The sequence below is a fragment of the Azospirillum sp. TSH64 genome (genome assembly GCF_003116035.1).
In the GTDB taxonomy this organism is placed as follows: domain Bacteria; phylum Pseudomonadota; class Alphaproteobacteria; order Azospirillales; family Azospirillaceae; genus Azospirillum.
The window spans coordinates 7,432,763-7,445,182 of sequence record NZ_LGQW01000015.1 but is presented as its reverse complement, the minus strand read 5'-3'; the positions used below and the strand labels follow the sequence as shown (position 1 = coordinate 7,445,182).

Here is a 12,420-nt window from a genome sequence, read left to right as displayed (position 1 = left end):
CGCTGTTCACCGCCCGAGCGACATCGGCGGCATGCGGGCCTGCACGCCGTCGCCCTGGGTGGCGGCCAGCAGCGGGCGGAGCTGTGCCAGCAGCGGCCGCAGTTCGGCAACGGCGGCGAGCGCGCCGACCAGCTCGCCCTTGCGGGACACCAGATCGAGGATCTGGTCGGTCACCGACTTAGGCGGCGGGTAGGGGACCAGGCTCACCGGGGCGTCGGCGGAGAGGCCGGCGGCGGTGCGGGCCAGCGTCAGCGCCTGCTCCTGGCCGCCCAGATCGTCGACAAGGCCGAGCTCGCGGGCCTGGGCGCCGGTCCAGACGCGGCCCTTGGCGATGCCGCGCGCCTGTTCCGGCGTCATCCGCCGGGCCTCCGCCACCCGTTGCAGGAAGTTGGCGTAGGTGTCCTCGATGATGGCGTTCAGCCGCTCGGATTCGCCGCCTTCGAAGGGATGCAGCGGCGACCACATGCCGGCATTCTTCGCGCCCTGCACCCGGTCCCAATGGATGCCCAGCTTGTCGGACAGGCCGCCGATGGCGAACTTGCCGGCGACGACGCCGATGGAGCCGGTGACGGTGGCGGGGGAGGCGACGATGCGGTCGGCGGCCAGAGCGATCCAGTAGCCGCCCGACGCGGCGGTGTCGCCCATGCTGGCGATCACCGGCTTGCCGCTCTGCCGCGCCTTGACCAGGGCCCGCCGGATCGCCTCCGACGCGGAAACCGCGCCGCCGCCGCTGTCGATGCGGAACAGGATGGCGCGCACCTCCGGATCGTCGGCCGCCTCCTCGATGGCCTTGACGATGGTGTCCGACCCGGCTGACATCCCGCCCAGCGTCGGCTTGCCGCTCTCGCCGCCGGTGATGGTGCCGACGGCATGGATCAGGGCGATGGTCGGCCCCTCGCCGTTGGGGCTGCCGGCGACCGACAGGTAATCGGCCGGGCTCAACGTCTCCGCCCCGGCCCCGGCCCGCTTCAGCGCCTCGTCCCGCGCCTCGTCGGCATAGCCGAGCCGGTCGACGAACTTCTGGTCGAGCGCCTCCTTGCTCAGCAGCGGCGCCTTGTCCATGGCGGTCCGCACCGCGGCGGGGGCGAGGCGCCGGCTCTTGGCGATGCCGTCGACCAGCTGGTTGCCGAGGTCGCCGACCAGCGCCTCCATCATCTCGCGGTTGGCCGGGGTCATGCCGGACTTGGTGAAGGTCTCGGCGAAGCTCTTGTATTCCTCGCGCTGGGCGAAGCTCGGCTGCACGCCCAGCTGGTCGAAGGCGTCGCGGGCGAAGGGCAGCTCCGCCGACAGGCCGGTGATGCCCAGCGTGCCCAGCGGTTGCAGCCACACCTCGTCGAAGGCGCTGGCCAGCAGGTAGGAGCGGTTGCCCGCCCCGGCCCCGCCATACTCCTCGGCGAAGGCGACGGCGAAGCGGCCCGAGGAGCGGAACCGCTCGATGGCGGTCCGCAGCTCCTGGGTCTGGGCGAAGCCGATGCTGTCGTCGCCGAAGCGGGCCAGCACGCCCTTCACCTTCGGATCGCGCCGGCCGCCGTCGAGCGCGTCCAGCACCTCGCGCAGCGTGGTCTGGTGCTCGAACAGGCTGCCGAACTTGCCGTCGTCGCTTTCGGCCAGCGGCTTGGTCAGGTCGAGTTCCAGCACCACGGCGGCGGGCAGGGTGGGCTCGTGACGGACCGCCAGCACCACCACCGCCACCGCGCCGACCACCAGCAGCAGGCCGATGAGCGCGAACAGACGGACGAAGAAACGGACGATCGCCATGATACCTACCCTGTGTGGCCTTGAAGACTGCCGATAAGACTACCGATAAGGCTGCCGATTGCGATGCCGGTGAAAGACCGGGACTTTCCGGGCCTTAACGGTCCTGGCTGTGGTACTCGCGGTTCGGGATCATGTCCACCGCGGTCGCCACGCGGTTGGACATGTTGTAGAAGCCGACCGTGTCGGCAATGTCGAAGATGTCCTCGGCGCTGAATCCGGCGGTGCGCAGCGCCTCGCGGTCGGGTTCGCCCACCGACATCGGCTCCTTGGTCAGCTTCCAGGCGAAGTCGAGCATGGCGCGCTGGCGCGCCTCCAGCGGGGCGACGCGGTAATTGGCGACCAGCATCTCGCCCAGTTCCGGATCGCCGGACAGCTTGCGCACCGCCTGTCCATGGGCGACCAGGCAGTAATAGCAATGGTTGGCGGAGGAGACGACCACGGCGATCATCTCGCGCTCAAGCTTGCTGAGTCCGCTCTGGCCCAGCATCAGCTCGTTGTAGAACAGGGCGAAGTTGCGCAGCTTCTTCGGCCGCAGGCTGTAGGCCTGGAGCACGTTCGGCACGAAGCCCAGCTTTTCCACGCACTTGTCGAACAGGGCCTGCATGTCTGGGTCGAGGTCCGGCTTTTCCGGCAGGGGCAGGGCCATGACGTGATCGGGTTGCGGCATCGGGCGTGTCCTCTCTTTTGATTGCTGGGCCTTTTCGGCCGGGGGAGGGTAACCGCGGCCGCGCGCTTTGTCTTCCGTTCCGCTTGTCGCTCGCCAATCGGGCCTGGTTGTGCCAGAAGTGGAAACTGAATGCGGGAATATGTCCCGGTTGGCGAAACAGAAGGCGATGACCCAGCCGAAGCTCGATCTTCTTTCGGTCCTGGTGGTGGAGGACAGCAGCTTCATCCGCACGGTGCTGACGGCGACCCTGCGCACCATCGGCATCGGCCGGGTGGAGGGGGTGGCGAGCGGCGCCGACGCCATCCGCTGGCTGGAGGAGCGCCGCGCGGCCTTGCCGCCGGGCACCGCCCCGGTCGACCTGATCCTGTCCGATCTAGTGATGCCCGAGGTCAACGGGCTGATGCTGCTGCGCTGGATCCGCTACAGCCCGAAGAGCCCGGACAAGTTCCTGCCGGTGCTGATGCTGTCCGGGGCCGCCGACCGGCATTATGTCGAGCAGGCGCGCGATCTCGGCGCCACGGACTTCATCGCCAAGCCCTTTTCCGCCCAGACCATCGCCAGCCGGCTGCTGTTCGCCATCGCCCGGCCGCGCCGCTTCGTCCTGGCCAAGGGCTATTTCGGCCCCGACCGCCGCCGCGCCGACAAGCCGGTGGCGATGGATTGCCGGATGACCGCGCCGTCGGAGATCCTGATGGTGCACAGCGCGTCGAAGGCGCGCGGCATCGACCGCTTCCCCGTCATCTATTTCGACCTGCCCAACCGGCTGGGCGCCAAGGCCGGCCTCGCCCCGCGCGACCCGGTGCCGACCCTGCCGCCGGAGGTGCTGGCCGCCGCCGAGGAGGAAATCCTGAACCGCGCCGGCGACTATGCCGTCTGGATCGGCGCGGAGGTGGACGAGATGGGCCGCCGTGTCGAGCGCCTGCCGCGCGAGCCCGAGGCGGTGGCCGGCCTGCTGGCCCAGGTCAACCGCTCGGCCCACGAGATGCGCGGGCAGGGCGGCATCTTCGGCTATCCGCTGATCACCCACATCGCCAAATCGCTCTACGAGGCGACCCGCAGCGGCCTGACCACGGTGACCGCCAACGAGCATCTGCTGTTCAAGGCCCATGTCGACGCGATCAGGGCGGTGATGACCGGCCGCGTCAGCGGCGACGGCGGGGCGACCGGCCAACAGCTTCTGGCCTCGCTGGAGGTGGCGAAGCGGAAATACGCGAAGGCGACCGGGGTGGGGTGAGGGGGCGCTAGTCTCGCATCACGTGCGGCAGGTCGCGGGCGCCGTGGACGATGCGGATCACGATGACCCGGTCCGCATTCTCTGCCCGATATAAGATCAAGTAAGGGGATACGGACAGGCTGCGCAAGCCGGTGCCCAACTCCGGACGGCTTCGGCCGATGGCAGGCATCGACGCGATCTTCCTGCAATGGTCCCGGATATCCAAGACCATGCGGATGGCGGCCAGCGGATTGTCCTGGGCGATGTAGTCGCCGATGCTCTCCAGATCGCCTTCCGCGGCAGCGGTGAATTCCAGCCGTGCCATTGCTACCGATCAACCCTGTCCGGGCTCTCCCACCTTGGCATATTTGGCGATCAGACGCTCGAACAGCATCTCGCCGTCCGTCGTCCGCCCTGCGTCCGCGTCCTCCAGCCCGACAGCAACGTCATCCATCAACGACTGTCGGCGTTCCTCCTCGCTCTCATCGGCCGGTTCGATGGTCACCCGGAAGCGGGTTCCGGCCGGCGGGCGGACGGGGAGGGCGGCGGTGATCGCTCGCGGCAGTTCCTCCGCCGGAATTGTGGCCGTCACTTTGGAGGGGCGTGCCGGCGGGGTCGGCGAAACGGGCATCGCGGGAGCCTCCGGGAGAAAATCGCTACGCTCTCAGGATACATGCCTCCCTCTTGGGTGGAAAGCGGCGACCGCCACGCCGCTCCCCGCCCCCCTCACGCCGCCCGGATTTTCCCGATGAAGTCGGCGACGTCGCTGCGCAGCCCGTCGGCGTTGCGCTTCAGCGCGTCGGCCATCGACAGCACCTCCTTCGCCATGGCGCCGGCCCGGCTGGCCTCGGTGCCGACCAGGGAGGCGTTGTGCGACACCCGGTCGGTGCCGTCGGCGGCCTGCCGGACGTTGCGGCCGATCTCCGCGGTGGCGGCGTTCTGCTCCTCCACGGCGGCGGCGACCGCGGAGATGTTTTCCTCGATGTGGGTGACGATGCCGCCGATCTCGTCGATGGCGCTGACGGTGTGGCCGGTCGCCGCCTGGATTTCGGCAACCTTGGCGGTGATGTCCTCGGTCGCCTTCGCCGTCTGGTTGGCGAGGTTCTTCACCTCCTGCGCCACCACCGCGAAGCCCTTGCCGGCCTCGCCCGCGCGGGCGGCCTCGATGGTGGCGTTGAGGGCGAGAAGGTTGGTCTGGCTGGCGATGTCGGTGATCATCCGCACGATCTCGCCCACCTGCTGGGCGGCGCCGCTGAGATCGGCGATGACGTCGGCGGTGCGCCGGACGTCGCCGACCGCCCGCTCCGCCATCTCGGTCGAGCCCGCCATCTGGCGTCCGATCTCGGCGATGGAGGCGGTCAGCTCCTCCGCCGCGGCGGCGACGGCCTGGACATTGTCGGATGCCCCTTCGGACGCGCGGGCGACGGAGAGGACATGGACTTCGGTCTCCGAGGCGATGTGGCTCATCTGCTGGGCATTGCCGCGCAGGCCGGTGGCAGCACCCGCCAGTTGCTCCGCGACCATTTCGATGTGGCGGTCGAACGCATCGACCAGCTGCTCCAGCCGCTCGGCCTCGCGCAGCCGGTCCTCCTGGTGCTGCCGCTGCTCCGCGGCGAGCCGGTCGGCTTCGGCGAGGCTGAGGCGGAACTGGTCGAGGCTGCGCGCCATGGCGCCCAGCTCGTCGGCGCGTCCGGCACCGTGGATGGTCAGTTCGCGCTCGCCGGCTTCCAGCCGCGCCATGTCGCCGTTCAGGCGGGCGATGGGCCGGGTGATGTTGCGGGCGACCAGGACGGCGATCAGCGTCATGGTCACCAGCAGGATCGCCAGACCGGCGGCCATGCCGACCAGCCGGTTCATCGACTCCTGCGCATCGAGGGTGGCAAGCCCGATCAGGTCGTCGGCCACCCGGGTCTCGACGCTGCGCAGCATGTCGATGGCGATGGTGATGGTGTCGAACCATTTCCCGGCATCGATCCGCTCGCCCGCGGCGCCATAGGCCGAGGCGATGCCGATCCGCCGCATCCGCTCCACCTCCGCGATGGCCGGTCCGGCGACGGTCCGGTCGAAATAGCCGGCCTGCTCGGCGGTCAGCTTGTTCTTCAGCCCGCCCATCAGCGCCTTGTATTCGCCCGACAGCTCGATGAAGCGTTCATGCGCGTCGATGGGGAAACGGTCCTTGCGGAAGGCGCCGCCGCCGACCGCACGCTGCTGGCCCAGCCGCTCCTTCGCCTCCGACAGGGAGACCAGGGCATCGGCGGCGCGCAGCTGGTCGCTGCCGTCGGACAGGGACCGGGCCTGCCCGGCGGCGTCGAGCAGCCTGCGGATCACGGCGGTGTAGCTCGCCACCACCTCCATCGAGGATTGCGCCATGCCGTCGACGCCGGTGCGCAGGCCGGACAGCTGCGACAGTGCGTCGCGGGCGCCGCCGATCGCCGCGGCTACCCGGGAATCGCGGACCCGGGCTCCGGCGATGTCCTGGGCCAGCTCGGCCATCCGGGCGTCGGCGGCGGTCCGCACCGTCTCCAGGCGCTTGCGGTCTTCGGCGAGCTTGCCGGCGAGGAAGATGGAGGAGGAGCCGCGTTCCTTCTGAAGCTCGTGCACGAGGCTGGTCATGCCGACCGACAGGCGGGTTACGGAGGCGAGATCGGACGCCCGGCGGCTCGCTTCGACCTGTTCCCACACCAGCAGCGACGACAGCACGACCACGCCCGCCATCGGGACCGACAGGGCAAGCGCCATCTTGCGTGAAAAGCGCATGTCGCCGAGCAGCCGATCCGCGACCTTCAAAAGCGAAACCATCTTACGACTCCAACAGCCTTCACCGATGCGGCATGGCTACGAAAGTGCCAAGCCGAAGGTATGAAAGCTAATGGGTTAAAGCACAGTTAGGTTTAACCACGACGTTGGTAGGGAGATTGTTAAGTCACTCCATCACCGCGTCTCACGGGGCCGTCGCGGCCAAAGCGCCGTGCCGGACGGTCCAAACACGAAATTTGCCTCGCTTCCGTCGCGTCAGGGCGGTAGAACGTCAGTCCCGGTCCGCAGGTCTCTTGGGTTCGTGGCGTGACCGGAGCGGTCTTCCGGAGCGTCCATGTCCAACACCGAATTCCATCGCATCAAGCGCCTGCCGCCCTACGTCTTCGCCGAAGTGAACGCGATGAAGGCGCGAGCTAGGGCCAACGGCGCCGACATCATCGACCTCGGCATGGGCAATCCCGACCAGGCGACCCCGCAGCACATCGTCGACAAGCTGGTCGAGGCCGTGCGCGATCCGAAGACGCACCGCTACTCGAACTCCCGCGGCATCCCCGGCCTGCGCAAGGCCCATGCCGCCTATTACAAGCGCCGCTTCAACGTCGACGTCGATCCCGAGACCGAGTGCATCGTCACCATCGGCTCGAAGGAAGGTCTGGCGAACCTCGCCCAGGCGATCACCAGCCCCGGCGACATCATCCTGGTGCCGAATCCCTCATACCCGATCCATCCGTTCGGCTTCATCCTGGCCGGCGCCTCGGTGCGCCACCTGCCGGTGGGCATGGAGAACGGGGCGTCGACCGACATCGACAGCTTCATGATCATGCTGGAGCGCGCCGTGCGCCACAGCGTGCCGAAGCCGCTGGCGCTGGTGCTGAACTACCCGTCGAACCCGACGGCCGAGGTGGTCGGGCTGGACTTCTACCGTCCGATCGTCGAGTTCTGCCGCAAGCACGGCATCTACATCCTGTCCGATCTGGCCTATGCCGAGATCTTCTTCGACAACGACCCGCCGCCCTCGATCCTCGAGATCCCGGAAGCGCGCGAGATCGCCGTCGAGTTCACCTCGATGTCGAAGACCTATTCGATGGCCGGCTGGCGCATCGGCTTCGCCACCGGCAACAAGACGCTGATCACGGCGCTGGCCCGCATCAAGTCGTACCTCGACTACGGTGCCTTCACACCGATCCAGGTCGCCGCCGCCGCCGCGCTGAACGGTCCGCAGGACTGCGTGCAGCAGGTGCGCGACATGTACAAGCAGCGCCGCGACGTGATGATCGAGGGGCTGGCCGCCGCCGGCTGGGAGGTTCCCAGCCCGAAGGCGTCGATGTTCGCCTGGGCGCCGATCCCGCCGCAGTTCGCCCATCTGGGCTCGCTGGAATTCTCCAAGCTGCTGCTGCAGCAGGCGGAGGTCGCGGTGGCTCCCGGCATCGGCTTCGGCGAATACGGCGACGGCCATGTCCGTCTGGCGATGGTGGAGAACGTCCACCGCATCCGCCAGGCGACCCGCAACATCAAGGAGTTCTTCCGCTCCAACGCCGGCGGCGTTGCGGCGAGCAAGGACCCGGTGGCCCGCGCCGCCCTTCTGGAATCCGAGAAAGCGAAAGCCTGATGCCGAACGCCCAGCAAGCCCCCCTGAAAATCGCCGTCGCCGGCCTTGGTACGGTCGGTGCCGGCGTCCTGAAGCTGCTGGAAACGCAAGGCTCGCTGATCGAACAGCGCTGCGGCCGCCGGATCGAGGTGGTCGCGGTCAGCGCGCGCTCGAAGGGCAAGGACCGCGGCGTCGATCTGTCGCGCGTCCAGTGGTTCGACGATCCCGTCTCGATGGCCGCCGAGGCCGGCGCCGATCTGGTGGTGGAGCTGATCGGCGGGTCGGAAGGCCCGGCGCGCGACACCGTCGCCACGGCGCTGGAGACCGGCAAGCATGTGGTCACCGCCAACAAGGCGCTGCTGGCCGTCCACGGCACCGAGATCGCCCGGAAGGCCGAATCGCGCGGCCTGACCGTCGCCTTCGAGGCGGCGGTCGCCGGCGGCATCCCGATCATCAAGGGGCTGCGCGAGGGTCTTGCCGGCAACGCCGTGTCGGAAATCCACGGCATCCTCAACGGCACCTGCAACTACATCCTGACGGAGATGCGGACCACCGGCCGCGACTTCGCCGATGTGCTGGCCGATGCCCAGGCTCTGGGATATGCCGAGGCCGACCCCAGCTTCGACATCGACGGCATCGACGCCGCGCACAAGCTGGCGATCCTGGCGTCGGTCGCCTTCGGCACGCCGGTCGATTTCTCCTCGGTCTATGTCGAGGGCATCCGGCAGGTGTCGGCGGTCGATTTCGACTATGCCGACCAGCTGGGCTTCCGCATCAAGCTGCTGGGCATCGCGCGGCGCACCGAAGCGGGCGTCGAGCAGCGCGTCCATCCCTGCATGGTGCCGGTGGCCGCCCCCATCGCGTCGGTGGACGGCGTGTTCAACGCCGTGGTGGCTCAGGCCGACTTCGCCGACCGGGTGCTGTTCGTCGGCCGCGGCGCCGGCGCCGGCCCGACCGCCTCGGCGGTGGTCGCCGACCTGATCGACATCGCCCGCGGGCGGTCTACGCCCACCTTCGGCGTTCCGGCCGATCGGCTGGGTGCGGCAACCCCCTCGCCGATGGAAGCGCGCCGCGGGTCGTACTACGTCCGCCTGATGGTCGTGGACCGTCCCGGTGTGATAGCGGATATCGCAGCGGCGATGCGCGACCAGAACGTCTCCATGGAGCAGTTCCTGCAGCGCGGCCGCTCGCCGGGCGAAGGCGTTCCGGTGGTCCTGACCACCCATGACACCGACGAGGCGGCCATGCAGCGCGCGCTTGCGACCATCGCGGCCAGCGACAGCGTGCTGGAGCCGCCGCGGATGATCCGGATCGAGCAGTTCTGATCGGGACCGTTTCCCACAATAACCAAGCACAGCCTGACCAAACACAGCCTGATACGACCGAAGAGTCGGGGGGAGCACACGATGTCTACGCCGTCTACGCATGTCGACCTGTCCCACATGGACCGCAACCTCGCGCTGGAGGCCGTCCGCGTGACCGAGGCCGCCGCTCTGTCGGCCTCGCTGCTGATGGGTCGCGGCGACGAGAAGCTGGCCGACCAGGCCGCGGTCGACGCCATGCGCCAGGCGCTCAACACGCTCTACATCGACGGCACCGTCGTGATCGGCGAGGGTGAGCGCGACGAGGCCCCGATGCTGTACATCGGCGAGAAGGTCGGTGCCGGCATCGGCTCCGGCCCGAAGGTCGACATCGCGCTCGACCCGCTGGAAGGCACCACCATCTGCGCCACCGGCGGCCCGAACTCGCTGGCCGTGATCGCCATGGCGGAGGAGGGCGGCTTCCTGAACGCCCCCGACGTCTACATGGACAAAATCGCCGTCGGCGCCGGCCTGCCGGACAATGTCGTCGACCTGGACGAGACCCCGGCCAACAACCTGAAGGCGCTGGCCGCCGCCAAGGGCACCGAGGTGCAGGAGCTGCTGGTCTGCATCCTGAACCGTCCGCGCCACGCCGAGCTGATCGCCCGCGTCCGTGAAGCCGGCGCCCGCATCATGCTGATCAACGACGGCGACGTGTCGGGCGTCATCGCCACCAGCCAGGCCGGCACCGGCGTCGACATGTATGTCGGCTCCGGCGGTGCGCCGGAAGGCGTGCTGGCCGCTGCCGCGCTGCGCTGCATCGGCGGCCAGTTCCAGGGCCGTCTGCTGTTCCGCAACGACGACGAGAAGGCCCGCGCCGCCAAGTGGGGCGTCACCGACCTCGACAAGAAGTACAGCCTGCACGAGCTGGCGCGTGGCAACGTCATGTTCGCCGCCACCGGCGTGACCGACGGCGCCATGCTGAAGGGTGTCCGCCGCGTTCCGGGCGGTGCCTACACCCACTCGGTCATCATGCGCTCCAAGTCGGGCACGGTCCGCTACATCGAGGCGCACCACAACCTGTCGCGCAAGGTCAGCGTGAAGTAAGGTTTTTGCCGCCGGTCCCCTGCGGGACCGGATGCCATGGACAGGGGCGCGCGGGACTTCTCCCGCGCGCCCTTCTCTTTGCCGTCTTCCAGTAGGACGGTTACGGCTTGCTACTGGCGGTCGTCTGCGCAGCCGCCGGATAGACGCCCAGTGTGTTCCACAGGGCCGAGCAGTTGCCGGTCTGATCCATGCCGGAGATCGGCGTCGTCTTCGCAGACGTCCGGCTGTTGAAGAGGTTCAGAACGCCGGTGGGGGTATAGGCGGCCAGTCCGGCCGGGGCCGCCGGGTTCCTGGCGAAGCTTGCCCAGGTCGAGGTCATCGTGGCGGCCAGCGCGGCGTCCGCCTGGGGCGGGTTGGCGAACAGGATGCCCAGCGTGCTGAACACGTAGGGCAGCTCGTTGGCATGGCAGACATTGCCGTTGCTCGGGGCGCAGGCCGCGACCGGCTGGCCCGACGCCGTCTTGTAGAGGTCGAAGATCGGCTGCTGACTGAACAGGTAGCCATAGATCGGCGAGGTGCCCTTGGTGTTGGCGATCTGGCCATAGGCCTGTCCGGCCATCCACAGGTTCGCGCAGTGGAAGGCGAAGTCGTCGATCAGCAGATCGGTCGTCTGCGCCGTTCCGTTGGTGATCTTGTCCAGGCCGTAATAGGTCGGCGGGTTGGCGGCCGGCGCCACATAGGGCTTCTGGCCGGCACTGTTCTGGTAAGCGGCGATTGCGGTCCGCGCGGTGGTGTCCGGGATCGCCTTGGCCAGGATCTTGTTGTATTCCGCCGGCAGATAGGGGCCGGGGATTGCGGCGGCGATCATCGCGGCGAAGACGGCGCCTTCATCGGCATTGACGCCGAACAGGAAGGGCTTCTGCGGCATGCCGGGGGCGAAGCCGGCGATCGGCTGGGCGACCACGTCCTTGCCATCGACGGTCGGCGCCCAGGGCAGGGAGTCGGCCAGCGCCCCGGCCGCCGGAACGGGGCCGCCACCGCCGTTGCCGTTGCCGATTCCCAGATTGAGGAAGTCGGCCTGCGCCTTCTGGATGGTGTCGGCCGACAGGCTCTGCAACCATTCCATGTTGCCCGGACAGCTCAGCAGATGGAGCGTCTTGGTGCACAGCCAGCGGATGAAGTTGGTGCCCTGGCTCTGGGTGTCGGCCAGGGTGCGATACAGCGATCCGATGGGGTTGCTTTCCATGATCGCCGCCCGGAACAGCGGGGCGCTGGCCGGAGAGGCGAAGAGATGCAGCCCGGTGGACATCGCGCCGGCGCTCTCTCCGAACAGCGTGACCTGCGTCGGATCGCCGCCGAAGCGGGCGATGTTGGACTGGACCCAGAGCAGGGCGTTGCGCTGGTCGTCGAGACCGAAATTGCCGTTGATGTCGACGGTCGGCGCATCCTTCTTGCCGGTCGCCGGCACCTGTGCGGCCATGAAGCCCAGCGCACCCAGCCGGTAGTTCAGCGTGACCACGATGACGCCGTTCTGCGCCAGTGCCGATCCGTTGTAGACCGGCGCGCCGCCCGAGCCGGCGATGAAGGCGCCGCCATGGATGAAGACCATCACCGGCAGCTTGGCCGCCGGGTTGTTCAGCGAGGCCGTTGGCGCCCAGACATTCAGATACAGGCAGTCCTCGCCGGTCGCCGGCGGCTGGGCGTCCCAGGCCGGCAGCTTCTGGATGCATTGATTCTGCACGTTCACCGCCTGCATGGCGGGCGCGGGCGGCCAGCTTGCCGGCGCACTGGGCATCCAGCGGTTCGGCGGCACCGGCTGGTTCGCCACATAGGGAATGCCGAGATAGGAGGCGATACCCCCCGTCCCCTGGCTGCCGCAGAGGGCTGCGGTCGATTTCGCGTTATCGGCCCAGACCGTCGTCGGGTCGGACGAGGTGCAGGCGGGGGCGGCCGGCGGTTGGGGGTTCGGCGTTGCCGGCTTGGGGGAAGCCGCCCAGGCCGCCCCCGTGACCGATGCGGCCAGGAGGGGAAGGGCAAGCATGCCGGCGAAAAATGCACTCAAAGGTTTCTTATTGCGGACCATCTGCAT

General features: G+C 68.6%; 10 protein-coding genes. 4 read left to right on the top strand and 6 right to left on the bottom strand.

The window, feature by feature from the left end; all coding sequences use genetic code 11:
* Positions 1-6: 6 nt before the first annotated feature.
* Positions 7-1,758, bottom strand: coding sequence for a signal peptide peptidase SppA (gene sppA, locus TSH64_RS34615; RefSeq protein WP_109452040.1), 1,752 nt, complete (start codon positions 1,756-1,758; stop codon positions 7-9).
* Between the two features lie 94 nt (positions 1,759-1,852).
* Positions 1,853-2,425, bottom strand: coding sequence for a peroxidase-related enzyme (locus TSH64_RS34610; protein ID WP_109452038.1), 573 nt, complete (start codon positions 2,423-2,425; stop codon positions 1,853-1,855).
* 148 nt (positions 2,426-2,573) lie between these two features.
* Here TSH64_RS34610 and TSH64_RS34605 point away from each other — a divergent pair, with 148 nt between their 5' ends.
* On the top strand, positions 2,574-3,659 hold the full coding sequence (locus tag TSH64_RS34605) for a response regulator (protein ID WP_247873335.1): 1,086 nt from the start codon (positions 2,574-2,576) through the stop codon (positions 3,657-3,659).
* Positions 3,660-3,666: 7 nt separating this feature from the next.
* Here TSH64_RS34605 and TSH64_RS34600 read toward each other — a convergent pair whose 3' ends face one another.
* The 3 genes from TSH64_RS34600 to TSH64_RS34590 form a co-directional block, all read right to left on the bottom strand.
* A complete protein-coding gene (locus TSH64_RS34600; protein ID WP_109452036.1) occupies positions 3,667-3,963 on the bottom strand; it encodes a type II toxin-antitoxin system RelE/ParE family toxin in 297 nt (98 codons plus the stop codon).
* 9 nt (positions 3,964-3,972) lie between these two features.
* Positions 3,973-4,269 carry a hypothetical protein gene (locus TSH64_RS34595; protein WP_109452034.1) on the bottom strand — a complete coding sequence of 99 codons (297 nt, stop codon included), beginning with the start codon at positions 4,267-4,269 and terminating at the stop codon, positions 3,973-3,975.
* A gap of 95 nt (positions 4,270-4,364) precedes the next feature.
* Positions 4,365-6,437 carry a nitrate- and nitrite sensing domain-containing protein gene (locus TSH64_RS34590; RefSeq protein ID WP_109452032.1) on the bottom strand — a complete coding sequence of 691 codons (2,073 nt, stop codon included), beginning with the start codon at positions 6,435-6,437 and terminating at the stop codon, positions 4,365-4,367.
* 292 nt (positions 6,438-6,729) lie between these two features.
* On the opposite strand from TSH64_RS34590, the gene TSH64_RS34585 reads away from it, so the two are divergent.
* From TSH64_RS34585 to glpX, 3 genes are all read left to right on the top strand, one after another.
* Positions 6,730-8,004, top strand: coding sequence for an LL-diaminopimelate aminotransferase (locus TSH64_RS34585; RefSeq protein WP_109086512.1), 1,275 nt, complete (start codon positions 6,730-6,732; stop codon positions 8,002-8,004).
* Positions 8,004-9,308, top strand: coding sequence for a homoserine dehydrogenase (locus tag TSH64_RS34580; RefSeq protein ID WP_109452030.1), 1,305 nt, complete (start codon positions 8,004-8,006; stop codon positions 9,306-9,308). The genes TSH64_RS34585 and TSH64_RS34580 overlap by 1 nt, the downstream gene beginning before the upstream one ends.
* A gap of 81 nt (positions 9,309-9,389) precedes the next feature.
* Positions 9,390-10,391: a class II fructose-bisphosphatase gene (glpX, locus tag TSH64_RS34575; protein ID WP_174471837.1), complete on the top strand. Its 1,002-nt coding sequence runs from the start codon at positions 9,390-9,392 to the stop codon at positions 10,389-10,391.
* Positions 10,392-10,491: 100 nt separating this feature from the next.
* Here glpX and TSH64_RS34570 read toward each other — a convergent pair whose 3' ends face one another.
* Positions 10,492-12,372, bottom strand: coding sequence for a carboxylesterase family protein (locus TSH64_RS34570; protein WP_146208106.1), 1,881 nt, complete (start codon positions 12,370-12,372; stop codon positions 10,492-10,494).
* Positions 12,373-12,420: the final 48 nt, after the last annotated feature.

Bases quoted from the DNA above. Each gene is read 5' to 3' on its own strand.
- sppA (WP_109452040.1), bottom strand. From the start codon at position 1,758: ATGGCGATCGTCCGTTTCTTCGTCCGTCTGTTCGCGCTCATCGGCCTG.
- TSH64_RS34610 (WP_109452038.1), bottom strand. From the start codon at position 2,425: ATGCCGCAACCCGATCACGTCATGGCCCTGCCCCTGCCGGAAAAGCCG.
- TSH64_RS34600 (WP_109452036.1), bottom strand. From the start codon at position 3,963: ATGGCACGGCTGGAATTCACCGCTGCCGCGGAAGGCGATCTGGAGAGC.
- TSH64_RS34595 (WP_109452034.1), bottom strand. From the start codon at position 4,269: ATGCCCGTTTCGCCGACCCCGCCGGCACGCCCCTCCAAAGTGACGGCC.
- TSH64_RS34590 (WP_109452032.1), bottom strand. From the start codon at position 6,437: ATGGTTTCGCTTTTGAAGGTCGCGGATCGGCTGCTCGGCGACATGCGC.
- TSH64_RS34585 (WP_109086512.1), top strand. From the start codon at position 6,730: ATGTCCAACACCGAATTCCATCGCATCAAGCGCCTGCCGCCCTACGTC.
- TSH64_RS34580 (WP_109452030.1), top strand. From the start codon at position 8,004: ATGCCGAACGCCCAGCAAGCCCCCCTGAAAATCGCCGTCGCCGGCCTT.
- glpX (WP_174471837.1), top strand. From the start codon at position 9,390: ATGTCTACGCCGTCTACGCATGTCGACCTGTCCCACATGGACCGCAAC.
- TSH64_RS34570 (WP_146208106.1), bottom strand. From the start codon at position 12,372: ATGCTTGCCCTTCCCCTCCTGGCCGCATCGGTCACGGGGGCGGCCTGG.